Here is a 15384-nt window from a genome sequence, read left to right as displayed (position 1 = left end):
GATGGGTACGATCGTCGTCGCCCCGCTTGGAAAGATCGCGGAGCTCGCCGTCCGCCATCGCTGTCGCGAGATGCTGAGCCTCGTGGCGCCGAAACAGGGTTTTCACCGCCCCGCGGTGATCGCCGCCGAGCGCCACCTGATCCTCGGCGTCAATGACATCGCCTTTGCCGGCACCGGCAAGCTCGTCGCCCCCGGCGAGGAGCATGTGGCGGCCATCATCGGCTTCGCGAGAAGCTGGGACCGGCAGGCGCCGCTGCTCGTCCATTGCATGATGGGCGTCTCCCGCTCGCCCGCCGCCGCCTTGCTGGCCGCGCTCGCCGTGGAGCCGGAGCAGGACGAGCATGAACTCGCGCAGCGCCTGCGCGCCGCTTCCGTGCAGGCGACGCCGAATGCGCGGCTGATCGAGATCGGCGATCATGTGCTGGGCCGCAACGGACGGCTCGTGGCCGCCGTGAAGGGCATCGGCCGCGGGGCGGACTATTTCGGCGACAGCCCCTTTTGCTTTTCCGCGGCGCCGGTGCGGCCATGATGCAGGCCCGAGCCCGCCCGCCGGTCGAAATCGGCCTCAATGCGGCGGTCGTCGCGATCTCCGGCCGCAGCCCCTGCATCCTTGCCATCGGCGGCGACGGCGGCAATGCCCGCGATGCCCTGCCATTCGGCCCGTTCGATCCGCAACAGCACCGCACCTTCGAGACGAGCCTGCGCGCCAGCGTGGAGGCGCAGACGGCGCTGAAGCTCGGCTATATCGAACAGCTCTACACCTTCGGCGACCGCGGCCGCCAGAAACTGCCGGACGAGGCCGGCACCCACATGGTCTCGGTCGGCTATCTCGCGCTCACCCGCACCGACGCCGAGGCGAACGAGCGGCTGGCGGAGGCCGGCGCGCGCTGGCGCGACTGGTACGCCTATCTGCCCTGGGAGGACTGGCGGCAGGGCCGCCCGGCGGTGATCGACCAATTGATCCTGCCCGCCCTGAAGCGCTGGGCCGCGGAGACACCGGCCGAGGACCGCGTCAACCAGACGCCGCTGCCGCTCACCCGCATGCGCCTCGCCTTCGGCCTCGACGATTTCCCCTGGGACGAGGAGCGCGTGCTGGAGCGCTACGAACTGCTCTACGAGGCGGGCCTTGCCGAGGAGGCGGTGACGGACGGCCGCGCCCGCCCCTGCCAGGCCTCGCCGGGCGCCGCCATGCAGCACGACCACCGTCGCATCGTCGCCACCGCCATGGCGCGGCTGCGCGGCAAGATCAAATACCGTCCCGTCATCTTCGAGCTGATGGCGCCGGAATTCACGCTCACCGAACTGCAGGCGACCGTGGAGGCCATTTCCGGCCGCCACCTGCACAAGCAGAACTTCCGCCGGCTCGTCGAAGGCGCCGAGCTCGTCGAGCCGACCGGCGGCTCCACCGCCGCCACCGGCGGGCGCCCCGCCGCCCTCTTCCGCTTCCGCCGCCGCATCCTGGAAGAGCGCCCGGCCCCGGGCCTCAAGGTCGGCATGCGGTAGACGCGCGCGGAGAACCGCTGGAACTTCTCCGCGCCCGTGCCATTCCCCAATCGACGTCAACGACGGGGAAAGGATCCATGGAACAACAGGCCACCGACATCATCGTCGCGACGCGCGCGGCGCTCATGCAGGCGAGCGCGCTCGCCGTGCAATATTCATTCTCGATCCTCGGCGCGCTGGTGCTGCTCCTGCTCGGCTGGTTCCTCTCGCGGCTGATGCATCGCTGGGCGCTTTCCGGGCTATCGCATGTGCGCGGCATAGACATGACGCTCGCGCATTTCTTCGCGAACATCCTGCGCTATGCGGTGCTCGTGCTCGTCTTCGTGACGGTGCTCGGCCAGTTCGGCGTGCAGACCGCCTCGATCATCGCCGCCCTCGGCGCCGCCGGCCTTGCCATCGGCCTTGCGCTGCAAGGCACGCTGCAGAACATCGCCGCCGGCATCATGCTGCTCGTGCTGCGCCCCTTCCGGGTCGGCGAATATATCGAGACGAAGGAGGTTTCCGGCACGATCACCGAGGTCGGCCTCTTCGCCACGGAGCTGAAGTCCAGCGACGGGCTCTATCGCCTGGCACCGAACTCGACGCTGTGGAACACGCCCGTTACCAACTACAGCCGGGAGCGCACGCGCAAGCACGATCTCAAGGTGAATATCCCAAGCGACCGGGACATCGACGACGAGATCGACCGTCTGCTGGCCATCGCCCGCGAGGACCCGATGATCGAATCCGTGCCGCCGCCGAAGGTCTATGTCGACAGCCTGGAAGAAAGCTCCGCCGTGCTGATGCTGCGCTACTGGGTCTCGACGCCCAAATGGTTCAAGACCACACGGGAGATGAACCGCCGCGTGCGCATCGCCTTCGGCCAGCAGCTCACGCCGAACGGGCCGGAGCCTGACGCGGCCCCGGCCGAGTAGCCGCTTACTTGATCACGGCGCAGGCGAGCCTATCGCCCGCGCCGCCGGCCGGATCGGTGCGATAGTCGTCGGAACCTGCATGAACCACGAGCGCCCGGCCGCGAATGCCGCTCTCGGCATCGTCGAGCCGCACCATCGTCGTGTAGACCTGAGCGCGCATCACGCCGTCTTCCGCGACATACTGGTTCGGCAGGTCGCCGGCATGCGGGCCGTTCGCGGCGGCAAAGCCGTGTTCCTTGCCGTCAGGATTGAAATGCCCGCCGGCCGAATCGTGGCCGCCCGCATGGTCGCACCTGCCGTTCTCATGGATGTGGAGCGCCACCCATTTGCGGGGCTGCAACCCGGAAACCTCCACCTCGAACAGCACGCCGTCGCGGCCGGCGGTAATGGTCGCGCGGCCGTTTTCCGTGCCGGAACGGTCGATGAAATTGGCCTGCGCCGTGTCCTTCGCCTGCTGGGCCATGGTGGGGGCGCCGGCCGCCACAAGGGCGCCTGCCGCGGCGAGCGCAACGATCTTCAACATGATGCATCCTTCCGGTTGATTGCTCATGAAACCGGAACGCACCGTGCGATGGGGTGTTCCCCACTACAGTCTGTCAGGTTCATTCCGAACCAAACAGACGATAGCCTTTCTTGTTTTCGTTTGTCTTTTCGGGAAAACCGGTTCCCGCTTTTCCCTGACAAACTCTATCGGCTCACGACGACATCGAGCCCGATGTCGAGCGTCGGCGCAGCCATGGTGATCTTTGACGTCGAGATGTAGTCGACGCCGGTCTCGGCGATGGCGCGGATGGTCTTGAGGTTCACATTGCCGGAGGCTTCGAGCTTCACGCGGCGCGGATCGCCGGCATAGGCGGCGTCGGTGAGGCCGGCGCAGTCCCGGTTGATCTCGACGGCGCGGCGCAGCAGTTCCGGCCCCATATTGTCGAGCAGGATGACGTCCGGCTGCGCCTCCAGCGCCTCTTCGAGCTCTTCCAGCGTCGTCACCTCCACCTCGACCTTGACGAGATGGCCGGCAAAGGCGCGCGCCGCCCGGATGGCCCCGGCGACGCCGCCGGCAACGGCGATATGATTGTCCTTGATGAGGATCGCATCGTCGAGGCCGTAGCGGTGCGACGAGCCGCCGCCCATGCGCACCGCGTATTTTTCCAGTGCCCGAAGGCCGGGAATGGTCTTGCGGGTGCAACAGACCTTGGCAGGCGTATGGGCGATTTCCGCCGCAAAGTGCGCCGTATGGGTCGCGACGCCGCACAGATGCATGAGGAAATTGAGTGCCACCCGCTCGGCCGAAAGCACCGCGCGCGCGGGCCCGGAAACGCTTGCGATCACCGCGCCGGGAACGAGCGCGTCACCATCCTTGACGAAGGCCTCGAAACGGATCGACGGGTCCATCAGCCGGAAGGCCTCGCGGGCGAGATCGAGGCCGGCGACGACGCCATTTTCGCGCGCGTTCAACTCGGCCTTCGCCACCATGTCCGGCGCGATCGTCGCCTGGCTGGTGATATCGCCCGCCCGGCCGAGATCCTCGGAAAGCGCCGCACGCACCTGCTCTTCCACCATCAGGGGAGAAAGCACGGGGAGATAGGGAGTGGTCATGGCTGCGAATCCTTCTCGGGACTGTTGTCGACGAGCCGCTTCAACGGCTCCATGCGTTCATGCAGGACGCGGAGGATGACGATGTCCTGTTCGCCCTCCGCATCCGCTACAAGATGATAGTAGAGGACATGGGACGCGGCGTGACGCCTGGCCGCCGCACGGGAAAGATGCATGGACCTTACGCCCGGACGCAGCTCATCGCGCGCGCGTGATGCCGGCCGGCCGGGATTTTCGGCCAGAAGGGCGAGCGCATGCTCGATCAGCGCGGCATAGCGCATCGCCTGGTCGGCTCCGAACGTCGCCACCGTATGGCGCGCGATTTCGGCAAGGTCGCGTTCCGCCTCCCGCGTCAGCCGGACAATCATTTTTCACGAACGGCCGCGGCGAAGATATCGCTGACGGACCGGTCGGAAAACGCGCCCCGCTCGGATTGTGCGAAACCCGTATCGACCGCCTCGCGCAGCAAGGCGAGCTTTGTCGCCTCCCTCTCCTGCTCCTGGCGCATCATGCGAAGCGCGTCGCGCACGACTTCGCTCGCCGACACGTAGGAGCCGCTCGCGACGGCATCCTCGATGAAATCGGCAAATTCCGATGTCAGGCTTACATTCAACGTCGGCATGGCGCGATCCTCTCGTGCAATTCTAGCACCGGCATCAAGGTTGTCAATTTTTGCCAACCCTTACGCCGCCGCCGTCTCCGAGAGGTTCGCCACCACCATTTCCGCGTCGGAAAGGGTCAGGAAGGTACGGTGTTTCCAGTTCGCCTTCTGCTCGGGAAAATCGGAGCGGAAATGGCCGCCGCGGCTTTCTTCGCGCAGGTAAGCGCTCGTCGCGATCAGCTTTGCCGTGGTGACGATGTTGTGGAAGCGCATGCGGCTGTTCTCGCGTTCCAGCGTCGCGATCTCGCGGATCGCGGCGGCAAGGCCCTCGCGGGTGCGGATGACGCCGACATGGTCGCTCATGACGCGGCGCAGGCGGGTGAGCGCAGGGCTGTCCTCGATGGTCACGAGGTCGTCGCTCTCGCCGGCATTCTTGCCCCAGTCGTTGGTCTTGGGTTCCGGCAGCATGCCCTTGATGTTCTCCGCGATGCGCGCGGCGAAGACGACGGCTTCCAGCAGCGAGTTGGAGGCAAGGCGGTTGGCGCCGTGCACGCCCGTGGAGGTGACCTCCCCGGCGGCCCAGAGACCGTCGATCGAGGTGCGCCCCTCGGCATCCGTCAGCACGCCGCCCATGTGGTAGTGCACGGCGGGGACGACGGGGATCGGCCGGGTGACGGGATCGATGCCGGCGGCCATGCAGGATGCGTAGACCGTCGGGAACATGTCCGGGAAATGCTTGCCGACCGCCTTGGTGCAGTCGAGGAAAGCGCCGCGGCCGGCCCGCACTTCGGCGAAGACGCCGCGCGAGACGATGTCGCGCGGCGCAAGCTCGCCATCCTCGTGGATATCGAGCATGAAGCGCTTGCCGGCGGCATTGACCAGATGCGCGCCGTCGCCGCGCAGGGCCTCGGTGGCGAGCGGCGCGGGGTCGCGGCCGATATTGATGGCGGTCGGGTGGAATTGAACGAATTCCGGGTCCGCGATGATCGCGCCGGCGCGGGCCGCCATGCCGACGCCCTGGCCGCAGGCCTCCCACGGATTGGTGGTGACGGCGAAGAGGTGGCCGACGCCGCCCGAGCACAGCACCACGGCGCGGGCCGGGAAATGCACGCGGTTCTTCGACTGGCCGGCATCCGGCCTTGCGACGACGCCCGAGATGAAGCGGCCCTCGCGCACCAGTTCCTCGACGACATAGCCTTCCAGCACGCGGATCGACGGCGTGTTGCGCACGGCCGCGATCAGCGCCTCCATGATGGCCTTGCCGGCCATGTCGCCCTTGACGCGCACGATGCGGCGCTCCGAATGGGCGGCCTCGCGCGAGAGCAGCAGCTTGCCTTCGAGGTCGCGGTCGAAGGGCACGCCGTATTCGAGCAGGTCATGGATCCGCGCCGGGCCTTCGGAGACCATGAAGCGCGCCATCTTTTCATCGACGATGCCGGCGCCGGCTTCCAGCGTGTCGGCGACATGCTTTTCGAACGTATCGCCCGGGCTCATGGCCGCCGCGATGCCGCCTTGCGCCCAGGCCGAGGAGGCGCCCTGCCCGATGGGGGCCGCCGCAAGGATGGTCACCGGACGCGGCGCGAGCTTCAGCGCGCAGAAAAGGCCGGCAAGACCGCCGCCGACGATGACGATATCGTCGATGCCGTTCCAGGATTGCGGGCGGAAACTATCAATGGGCATGTGTCTATCCTCCGACGCGCCGCTGCGCTCCCTTGCGGGAGACTGACCGCGGGGCATTCGCGCCCCTTTCCCTCCGGAGCGGAGGACGGCCTACTGCTTCAGGTTCACCATCCGCTCGACGGCGAGGCGGGCGCGATCGGCGATCGCCGGATCGACCACAACCTCTTCCGTCATGCTCACCAGGCTGTCGAGGATCTTCGGCAGCGTGATGCGCTTCATGTGCGGACAGAGATTGCACGGCTTGACGAAATCGACGCCCGGCAGCTCGGCCTGGATGTTGGAGGCCATGGAGCATTCGGTGACGAGCAGCACCCGCGAGGGACGGTGGTCCTTCACATAGTTGATCATGCCCGAGGTGGAGCCGGCGAAATCGCAGACGGCGATGACATCCGGGTGGCACTCCGGATGGCCGATGATCTCGATGCCGGGATGGGCTTCCTTGTAGGACAGCAGCTCGGATGCCGTGAAGCGCTCGTGCACCTCGCAATGGCCCTTCCAGGTGAGGATTTTCTTGTTCGTCTGCTTGGCGACGTTCATCGCGAGATATTCGTCGGGGATGCAGAGGACCGTGTCGCTCTCCAGGCTCTCGATCACCGCCAGCACGTTGGACGAGGTGCAGCAGATGTCCGTCTCCGCCTTCACGTCGGCCGAGGTGTTGACGTAGGTGACGACCGGCACGCCGGGATAACGCTGCTTGAGGAGGCGCACGTCCGCGCCGGTGATCGAATCCGACAGCGAGCAGCCGGCCCGCGAATCCGGGATCAGCACGGTCTTTTCCGGGTTCAGCAGCTTCGAGGTCTCGGCCATGAAATGCACGCCGCACTGGATGATGATCTCGGCATCCACCTTGGTGGCGTCGCGCGCGAGCTGCAGCGAATCGCCGACGATGTCGGCGACGCAATGGAAGATTTCCGGCGTCTGGTAATTGTGCGCGAGGATGACCGCGCCGCGCTCCTTCTTCAACCGGTTGATGGCGGCGACATAGGGCGCATAGACCGGCCATTCGAAGGCGGGAATGAACTGTTTCACCTTCTCGTAGAGGTGTTCGGTCTCGCGGGCGATCTCGGGCGTAAAGGTGAGGTCCGGCTTCTCGATGACGCCGAAGCGCTCCGCGGCGGTGAGCGGACCGGCGGCTTCGGCTGCCGCCGCATGCTGGGCCAGAACGGTCATGGAACCCTCCTCCTCCACCAGTCTCCGGTGGCTTCGCCATTTTGCTCACTTTGAGCATAATAGCTGTAAAACAAAACCGGCATTGGCCGGTGGTTCAGATTTAGAAACTTTTGTGACGGTTTGCAAGAAGCGCCGCCCGAATTCCTTCGGGCGGCGGCAATGGTTTTCGTTCAGGCCATGGCCGGGCGGGCGACGCCCTTTTCCTCGATCGGCCAGTGCACGATCGCCGCGAAGATGCCGAGCGCCACACCGAGCCACCACACCGGATCGTAGGTGCCGAAATGGTCGTAGAGATAGCCGCCCATCCAGACGCCGAGGAACGAGCCGACCTGGTGCGACAGGAAGACGATGCCGCCGAGAAGGCCGAGGTGCTTGGTGCCGAACATGATGGCGACGAGGCCATTGGTCGGCGGCACCGTGGAGAGCCACAGCAACCCCATGACGATGGCGAAGATGATGACCGAGGCGGGCGACTTCGGCAGCAGGATGAAGGCCGAGACGGCGACCGAGCGGGCGATGTAGATATAGGCGAGGAAATAGGGTTTCGAGTAACGCTGGCCGATGAAGCCGGCGGCAAGCGAGCCGATGATGTTGAAGAAGCCGATCAGCGCCAGCGCGATCACGGCATAGCGCGCGTCGATGCCGAGATCGCCGAGATAGGCCGGGAAATGCGCGGTGATGAAGGCGACCTGATAGCCGCAGACGAAGAAGCCGGCGGTCAGCAGCAGGTAGCTGCGGTGGCCGAGCGCTTCCTTCAGCGCCTCGCCGATCGTCTGCTTGTACTCGCTCGCGGCGGTGATGCCGGAGGAGGAATTGCCCCGCAGCGGAATGGCGATGAGCGGCACGGCCAACATCAGGATGCCGAGATAGACGAGGCTGTCGGACCAGCCATAGGCGCTGATGAGACCTTGCGAGAGCGGCGCAAAGAGGAACATGCCTGCCGACCCCGCGGCCGTGCAGATGCCGAAGGCCATGGAGCGCTGGTCCGGCGTGACGTTCCGCGCGAAGGCGGAGAGCAGGATGCCGAAGGAACCCGCGCCGACGCCGAGGCCGACCAGCACGCCGCCGCCGACGTGCAGCCAGAGTGGCGAGGTGCCGAGCGACATGAGGAAGAGGCCGAGCGCATAGACGAGGCCGGAGATCAGCAGCACGCGCCAGGTGCCGAACTTGTCGGCGATGGCGCCGAAGAACGGCTGGCTGACGCCCCAGGCAAGGTTCTGGAACGCCATGGCTAGACCGAATGTCGTACGATCCCAGCCGGTGTCCTGCAGCATGGGAAGCTGGAAGAAGCCCATGGCCGAGCGCGGGCCGAAGGTGAGAACGGCGATCAGCGAGCCGGCGAGGATGATGAGCCAGGGCATGGGCCGGGTGGCGGCGGGCGCCGCAACGGCGGATGGGGCAGACATGGTGTATCTCCGGGATTCTGTGCCCGGAACCTACGCCCGGCCATCAATTAACAAAAGCGAATTTAATTGACCGAGCGATCAACCGCATTGATGGAAGTCCTGATTCATCAGACTGCCGGATGTGCTTGACGCGGCAGGATTTTGGGCGCATGTCCACCCCGCGCGTCACAAGACGCCAACCCAACCCGGATAAGATCAATGGACCCCGACAGTCGACTATCGAGAGCAATCGAGCGACCTGTCCGGTAGAAGCCCTGGCTTCGCTCCGGACGGCGAGAACGCCCTCAAAGGAGTGAAGCATGCTGCAGATCTATGCCCGCAAGGCTGACCGCTTTTGCCTGCGCGAAATTTCCAACCCGGCCATCGAGCAGGCGATTTCCCCTGCCCTCTGGTACGACCTGCTGAACCCGACGCCCGAGGAGGCGAAGGATGTCGAGGCGGCGCTGCACCTTTCCATCCCCTCGCGCGAGGAAATGGAGGACATCGAGCTCTCCGCACGCCTCTACCAGGAGGACGGCGCGACCTTCATGACCATGACGGCACTCAGCAATCTCGACGGCGACGAGCCGGCCAAGATGCCGGTCACCTTCATCCTGCGCGGCCCGACGCTGGTGACGGTGCGCCATGCGGATGCAAAGCCCTTCGCCACCTTCTGCCACCGCGCGCTGCGCGGCAACGGCCATTCCTACGAGACCGGCGAGGACGTCATGCTCGGCCTCATCGAGGCCGTGATCGACCGCATGGCGGACGTGCTGGAACGGCTCGGCAACGAGATCGACGGCATTTCGCGCGAGGTCTTCCGCGGCAAGAAAGCGTCCTCCACCAAGAAGACGCGGGACCTCGAGGCGCTGATCGAGCAGCTCGGCCGCAAGGGCGATTTCCTGAGCGGCGTGCGCGAAAGCCTCGTCAGCATCTCGCGCCTCGTCGCCTACCATGCGGCGGTCGAAAGCCCGGCCCGCCGGCCGTCCAAGGAAATGCGCCAGCTGGTGAAGCTTGTGCAGCGCGACGCCGTCTCGCTTGGCGACCACGCCGCGTTCCTTTCGGGCAAGATCAACTTCCTGCTCGACGCGACGCTTGGCCTGATCAATCTCGAGCAGAACCAGATCATCAAGATCTTCACCGTCGCCTCGGTGGTCTTCCTGCCGCCGACGCTGGTCGCCTCCGCCTACGGCATGAACTTCGAGATCATGCCGGAGTTGCAATGGCATTTCGGCTATCCCTGGGCGGTCGGGCTGATGATCTTTTCGGCGCTGATGCCCTTCCTCTACTTCAAGCGGCGCGGGTGGGTTTGAGAGCGCGGGAGCGTCCTGCGATAAGGCGATTCCGTCTGTTCGCAGGATGCTCCAGGGCCGATCACAGCCAGTTTTCGGCCCTCAAGCCCGGCATGCGGGCGAATTCCCTGAGATTGTTGGTGACGACGATCAAGCCCTCGCTGCGGGCGTGGCCGCCGATCTGCATGTCGTGGGGGCCGCAGGGCGTGCCCGCCCGTTCAAGTTCCGCGCGGACCTGGCCATAGTGCGCGGCAGCCTTGTCGGCAAACGGCAGCACCTCCAGGCGCGCCACGAAATGTTCGATCGCCGTCAGGTTTTCCGCGCGGCGGGCCGATTTCTCAGCGCCGTAGTGCAACTCCCCGAGCGTGATGCTCGATATGCAAAGCTGCTCGGCCAGCGCATTGAATTTCTCGCGCACGGCCGGCGGATAGGTCTTCATCACGTAGATGCAGATATTGGTATCGAGCATGTAGGTCAGCATCAGAAGGACTCGCGCTCCTCCGGTGCCGGCTGCTCCCGCTCGCTCATGAAATCGTCGCTGGCGCGCGGTCCGTTCAGGAAAAGATCGTCCCACCTCTGCCCTTGCGGAACGATGACACGGCTGCGGCCGATCCGGATGATTTCGACCGCATGCACATCCGCCGGAAAGGCGACAGCCTTGGGAAGGCGAACGGCCTGGCTGCGGTTGCTGGTGAAAACGGTCGAATTGGCCATGCGCAATCCTCCAATGTGATATCCCATTGGGATATACATAGCGCCGGAAGCCGGAAACAGCAAGAATGACCTAGGCCCGAACCTTCATCGGCCAGCGCTCGCCGCGCGTCTTCGTCACGGTCACCGCGTCGCCCAGGCGGACCTCGCCCTCGCCGCGCGGCACCGCGTTCCAGCCGAAGAGCACACCCGGCACGCGACGGTCGGCAGACATGCGCTTTTCGGCAAGGCCCTGGATCGGGTTTCCGCCGATGCGCTCGCCGGTCGTCTGGTCCTGCGTGGTCATGATGCAGCGGGCGCAGGGTTTGACGAAATCGAAGACGATGCCGTTGATCTCGATCGTCTCCCAGAAATCCTCTGCCCAGGGCTCATCGCAGGAAACGAGGATATTGGTGCGGAAACGGTCCATCCCGACCGGCTCCTGCCCCTTGGCGACCAGCGTCCTGTTGAGGTCGGCAAGCGAGCCGGTTGTCGTGACGAGGACCGGGAAACCGTCGGCAAAACCGACGGGGGCCGGGCTGCCGGCCCATTCCTCGCCTTCTGCCCGCTGCGCCAGCGCATCCATGTGCACGAGCTTGACCGGGCGTGCGAGCCAATCCGACAGGACGTCGTTCACCGCTTCGTCCGCCACGGCGGCGTTCACCGGGCTGTCCCAGATCAGCACGTCCAGCCGGTCCTCGGGCTCGAAGCTGGCGAAGAGCTGGCTGCCCTCCATTTCGAGATGCAGGCTGTCGCCGACAGCCGTCGCCTCGATGCGGGCAAGCGCCTGGAGCTCGCGCTGGGTGATGAAGCGCCCGTCGGGTTCGACGACCATGAAACGCCGGTCGCCGGCGAAGCCATCGAGGCGCACGGTCGCGCTTTCGACGGGAATGGCCCGGCCGCTCTTCAGCGGATGAATGTTCAGACCCTCGACCTTCATGCGGGCGACCTTTCCTGAAATTTCGATTCAACGCTTTGCCGAACCGATTCAATCCGGCGGCACAGAAGCATGTTTTTCTTCAGATTTCATCCAGAAGCATATCGCGGATCGCCCGCAGGCGCTGCGTGCGCTCGCCGGCCATGCGTGCGCCGGCCGCCGTCTGGAAGCCATCCGCCAGCCTGAACAGCTTGACCTCGAAATGGTCGATGGCGAAGGCCTTGTCGTCGAGCGGCCGGTTTTCGGCAAGCGGATCGAGCGGATCGTAGAGGCCGCTGCCCATGCGACCGGCAATGTAGAAGCAGCGCGCCGCACCGACCATGCCGATGGCGTCGAGCCGGTCGGCGTCCTGCAATATCTTCGCCTCCAGCGTTTCCGGCGCGATATTGGCGGAAAAGCTGTGGGTGAGGATGGCATGGGAGACGGCCGCCACATCCCCGGCGTTCCAGCCTTCGGCGGCAAGCAGGCTTGCGGCCTTCTCGGCGGCAAGGCGCGAGGCCTCACGGCGTAGCGGCGAATTCTTCTCCACCGACACGCAATCGTGCAACAGCACGGCGGCGGCGAGCACACGCGCATCGCCGCCCTCCTCCGCCTGGATGCGCCGGGCGCTCTTCCACACGCGGATGAGATGGGCGGCGTCATGCGAGCCGTCATCGGCGGCGAAGGCCTGCGGCAGCAGGCGTTCGGCGAGATCCGCAAGAGGCGAGAAGGCGGCGGCGAGGCAGGTGAAGGACATGGGCCATCCGAAAGTGATCCCCCATGACCTAGCCTGTCACGACGGCGCGTTCAATTCCGCCTTCTCGCCCGTCCCGGATTTTCCGGAGAGGATCTTCTGGTAGAACAGGCCGATCCCGATCAGCACCGCGCCGAGCCCGATGAAGGAGAGCGCACGCAGGATGCCTTCGAGGTTGGACATGTCGATCAGGAAGACCTTGACGACGGCGATCAGCACGAGGCCGGCCGAGGCAAGGCGGATGCTCTTGGAATCGACCTTCGAGCCGATGGCGAGCAGCAGCACGCCGAGCAGCAGCCAGACGACGGAATAGGTGTAGGTCTCCGGCTGGAGGAAGCCCTTCCAGTCGGCAATGCCCTCGCCGTGCCAGTAGCGGCGGACGGAGAGCGTGAACCAGGCGAAGACGAGCGCAACGCCGGTCAGGGCCAGCATGGTGACATAGGGCATCGGCCGCCGATCGCGCGCATAAAGGGCAAGTCCGCCATAGGCGATGCCGGGCAGCAGGTAGCCGACGAGCAACAGGTCGACGAACGGCCATTTGCCGAGCAGTTCGCCGGTGAAATAGGGGTTGAGGCCGATGAAATGCGCGCTCAGCACCGACAGCACCGAGAGACCGCCGACCACCATCGAACCGTAGCGGAAGACGGGGCTCGGCGATTTCAGGTCGAGCGACATCATGATCGCCGAGGCGCCGATGACCAGCAGCGTATAGGTCGCCTGCTCGCCGAGCGTCGGCACCGAACTGTCGAGCACGCCGCCGTTCATGCCGTGGCGCACGAGGATCGCCGCCGTCAGCAGCAGGAACAGGCTGGCGAGCGCCTGCAGCAGGTTGCGGATGCGTACCCCCGGCCAGCGGCGCAGCTCGAAGGCCGAGAGCGCGAGCAGCAGCGCGGGAATGCCGTAGCCGGCCAGAAGCTGGTTGAAGACCGGCGTCTTCGAGAGGTTCGCGGCGCCGACGATGGTGGGCTCCCACGCGATGCGGCCGGCGACGACGGCTGCCGCGCCCGCCATCAGCCAGGGCAGCACGGGCCAGTTGCGGACGCGGGTCGCGAAGACGGCGGCCGTGCCGAGAACCATGATGCCGAGCGTGGTGACGAGCCCGTCCGTCAGGGCGTGCAGCGCCAGGACGAGGAAGGCGAAGCCACCGGCCGCAAAGGTCCATTGCGGGACGAAGAGCCCCTCCTCCTCCCCGCGTCCGCGCGAAAAGCCTTCCGCTGCAGCGAGGAAGGCAAGGCCGAAGGCGATGGCGAGGAGGCCGTGCTTCAGGTCGAAGGAGAGGTTGCCGAAATTGAAGAAGCTGATGGCGAGGATCGCGAACGGCACGGCCGGCGCAAGCAGGCTCCAGAGCGCGCCGAACAGGCCCGAGCCGGAGAGGCGCAGGCGCACCGCCGCAAGGCCGACGGAGGCATAAGCGACGGCCAGCACCAGCAGGAGGTTGGCGGGGACAGGGCCGAGGACCGGGACCGGAAGCGAGGCGGCGCCATCCAGCACCGGCGGCGCGAGGGTTCCGAACGTGTCGACCAGACCGCCGCTCGGCAGGCCGACCAACTGAACGGTGCCGACCACCGCCGCGACGGCCGACAGGATGGCCGGGTAGATCGCCCAGCCGCGCAGGGCGCCGATCAGCGCCAGTGCCATGACGACGATAGCGAAACCGTAATCGGCGGAGGTGATTTCGGGCACGCTGCTTGCCAGCAGCAGCGCCGGGAAGGCCATGGCCAGCGCGCCGGTCAGCGAGACGGCGAAGGCCGGCGGGGCGAACAGGCGGTCGAGCGGACCGACGGGAGCCGCCTCGGACGGTGCCGGCATGTCGTCCGCCGTGATGCTGCCCGGCCAGACAAGGCCGTGGCCGAGCGCCAGCACGAGCATCGCCAGGAGCACTGGCATCACCTCGACATTCTCCGCCGACGTGAGATAGAGCACGACCCAGAGCAGCATGCCGCCATTGGCGAGCGCCGGCACGATCTGCCAGCGGCGGATGCGCGCGGCGGCGAAGGTGGCGAGCCATGCGACGCTGAGGAAGCCGAAGAGGCTCCAGGGGCTCGGCTCGCTGGTCGAGACCAGCGCGGGCGTCAGCATCGAGGCCAGCAGGCCAAGGCCGGCGAGCGCCTGGCCGTGCAGCAGCGACAGGCCGATCGTCGCGAAGGAAACGGCGGCAAGAAGCGCGAAGGCAGCGGGCGCGCCGAGATAGAAGTAGAATTCGTGGGCGACATAGGTGACGGCGAAGAGCGTGATCGCGCCGGCCGCGGTCAGCACGCCGGGGATCATGGCGTTCTGGAAGGCATTGGCGATGAGCGGCTGGGTGCGGCGGCGCACGAACTCGCCGACGGCCATCAGCACGAGGCCGAAGACCGCCGCGAGCGACAGGCGCACGGCCGGGCTCAGCAGGCCTGCCTCGATGGAATACTTGACCATGAAGATGCCGCCGAGCGCGAGCGCGATGCCGCCCACCCAGACGGCCCAGCGCGCGCCGATGCGGCTTTCGAAGCTTTCCTTCGGCTTGACCGGCGCGGCGACGGGAACGGCAACCGCCTCCTCCGCCGTCTCGCTCGCCGCTGCCTCAGCCGGCACGGCGGGGCCGCCACCGAAGATCGCCCGGCCCGTCTCGGCTTCGTCGGCCTTCGCCGCCCAGGGGCTGGAGAAATCCTCCGGCACCGGCGTCGCGGCCGCCTCTTCGCCCGCAGCCTCGGCCGTTTCGGCGACGGCGTCGGTGGCCGTCTCGGAGGGCACCGTCACGCCGCCGGCCTTCAGCGCCTCGATCTCGCGCTTGAGGCGCATCACCTCGTCGCCGATCTTCTGCGCGCTGTTTTTCGAGGCATTGAGGGTGTAGAGAGCCAGGCCGATGGCGACCAGGGAGAGGATTTCCAGCATTGCGACTCCAGAGCG

Annotated in this window: 16 protein-coding genes; 4 read left to right on the top strand and 12 right to left on the bottom strand. The window is 66.3% G+C overall.

The genetic code is table 11. The features are described from left to right. The first annotated feature begins 1 nt into the window (after position 1). The 3 genes from Q9316_RS06105 (at position 2) to Q9316_RS06095 (ending at position 2417) form a co-directional block, all read left to right on the top strand. On the top strand, positions 2–529 hold the full coding sequence (locus Q9316_RS06105; protein WP_306034339.1) for a tyrosine phosphatase family protein: 528 nt from the start codon (positions 2–4) through the stop codon (positions 527–529). Beyond that, a complete protein-coding gene (locus Q9316_RS06100) occupies positions 529–1503 on the top strand; it encodes an NUDIX hydrolase (protein WP_306035227.1) in 975 nt (324 codons plus the stop codon). Before Q9316_RS06105 ends, Q9316_RS06100 begins: the two co-directional genes overlap by 1 nt. 77 nt (positions 1504–1580) lie before the next feature. Continuing rightward, a complete protein-coding gene (locus Q9316_RS06095; RefSeq protein ID WP_306034338.1) occupies positions 1581–2417 on the top strand; it encodes a mechanosensitive ion channel family protein in 837 nt (278 codons plus the stop codon). Between the two features lie 4 nt (positions 2418–2421). On the opposite strand, the gene Q9316_RS06090 is transcribed toward Q9316_RS06095, so the two are convergent. The 7 genes from Q9316_RS06090 to Q9316_RS06060 form a co-directional block, all read right to left on the bottom strand. Then, positions 2422–2937: a superoxide dismutase family protein gene (locus Q9316_RS06090; protein ID WP_306035226.1), complete on the bottom strand. Its 516-nt coding sequence runs from the start codon at positions 2935–2937 to the stop codon at positions 2422–2424. 167 nt (positions 2938–3104) lie between these two features. Beyond that, on the bottom strand, positions 3105–4013 hold the full coding sequence (gene nadC, locus Q9316_RS06085) for a carboxylating nicotinate-nucleotide diphosphorylase (RefSeq protein ID WP_306034337.1): 909 nt from the start codon (positions 4011–4013) through the stop codon (positions 3105–3107). After that, the gene (locus Q9316_RS06080) at positions 4010–4378 is read right to left on the bottom strand and encodes a type II toxin-antitoxin system RelE/ParE family toxin (protein WP_306034336.1); all 369 of its coding nucleotides are present in this window, start codon (positions 4376–4378) and stop codon (positions 4010–4012) included. The genes nadC and Q9316_RS06080 overlap by 4 nt, the downstream gene beginning before the upstream one ends. Beyond that, positions 4375–4632: a type II toxin-antitoxin system ParD family antitoxin gene (locus Q9316_RS06075; RefSeq protein ID WP_306034335.1), complete on the bottom strand. Its 258-nt coding sequence runs from the start codon at positions 4630–4632 to the stop codon at positions 4375–4377. Before Q9316_RS06075 ends, Q9316_RS06080 begins: the two co-directional genes overlap by 4 nt. 60 nt (positions 4633–4692) lie before the next feature. Continuing rightward, entirely contained in the window at positions 4693–6291 is a 1599-nt protein-coding gene (locus tag Q9316_RS06070) for an L-aspartate oxidase (protein WP_306034334.1), read from the bottom strand. 90 nt (positions 6292–6381) lie between these two features. Further along, a complete protein-coding gene (gene nadA / locus Q9316_RS06065) occupies positions 6382–7461 on the bottom strand; it encodes a quinolinate synthase NadA (protein WP_306034333.1) in 1080 nt (359 codons plus the stop codon). A gap of 170 nt (positions 7462–7631) precedes the next feature. Further along, positions 7632–8867 carry an MFS transporter gene (locus Q9316_RS06060; protein WP_306034332.1) on the bottom strand — a complete coding sequence of 412 codons (1236 nt, stop codon included), beginning with the start codon at positions 8865–8867 and terminating at the stop codon, positions 7632–7634. A gap of 299 nt (positions 8868–9166) precedes the next feature. Here Q9316_RS06060 and Q9316_RS06055 point away from each other — a divergent pair, with 299 nt between their 5' ends. Beyond that, a complete protein-coding gene (locus Q9316_RS06055) occupies positions 9167–10159 on the top strand; it encodes a magnesium transporter CorA family protein (protein ID WP_306034331.1) in 993 nt (330 codons plus the stop codon). 61 nt (positions 10160–10220) lie between these two features. On the opposite strand, the gene vapC is transcribed toward Q9316_RS06055, so the two are convergent. From vapC to Q9316_RS06030, 5 genes are all read right to left on the bottom strand, one after another. Then, positions 10221–10619 (bottom strand): type II toxin-antitoxin system tRNA(fMet)-specific endonuclease VapC, encoded by a 399-nt coding sequence (gene vapC / locus Q9316_RS06050; protein WP_306034330.1) that lies wholly within the window; start codon positions 10617–10619, stop codon positions 10221–10223. Beyond that, positions 10619–10852 (bottom strand): type II toxin-antitoxin system VapB family antitoxin, encoded by a 234-nt coding sequence (gene vapB, locus Q9316_RS06045; RefSeq protein WP_306034329.1) that lies wholly within the window; start codon positions 10850–10852, stop codon positions 10619–10621. The genes vapC and vapB overlap by 1 nt, the downstream gene beginning before the upstream one ends. Before the next feature lie 70 nt (positions 10853–10922). Further along, a complete protein-coding gene (locus Q9316_RS06040) occupies positions 10923–11768 on the bottom strand; it encodes an MOSC domain-containing protein (protein WP_306034328.1) in 846 nt (281 codons plus the stop codon). 79 nt (positions 11769–11847) lie between these two features. Further along, positions 11848–12501 carry an HD domain-containing protein gene (locus Q9316_RS06035; RefSeq protein WP_306034327.1) on the bottom strand — a complete coding sequence of 218 codons (654 nt, stop codon included), beginning with the start codon at positions 12499–12501 and terminating at the stop codon, positions 11848–11850. A 36-nt stretch (positions 12502–12537) separates the two neighbouring features. Continuing rightward, on the bottom strand, positions 12538–15369 hold the full coding sequence (locus tag Q9316_RS06030) for a DUF2339 domain-containing protein (RefSeq protein ID WP_306034326.1): 2832 nt from the start codon (positions 15367–15369) through the stop codon (positions 12538–12540). Positions 15370–15384: the final 15 nt, after the last annotated feature.

Source organism: Shinella zoogloeoides (assembly GCF_030733845.1).
GTDB lineage: Bacteria > Pseudomonadota > Alphaproteobacteria > Rhizobiales > Rhizobiaceae > Shinella > Shinella zoogloeoides_C.
This window is presented reverse-complemented; position numbering and strand designations above follow the sequence as displayed.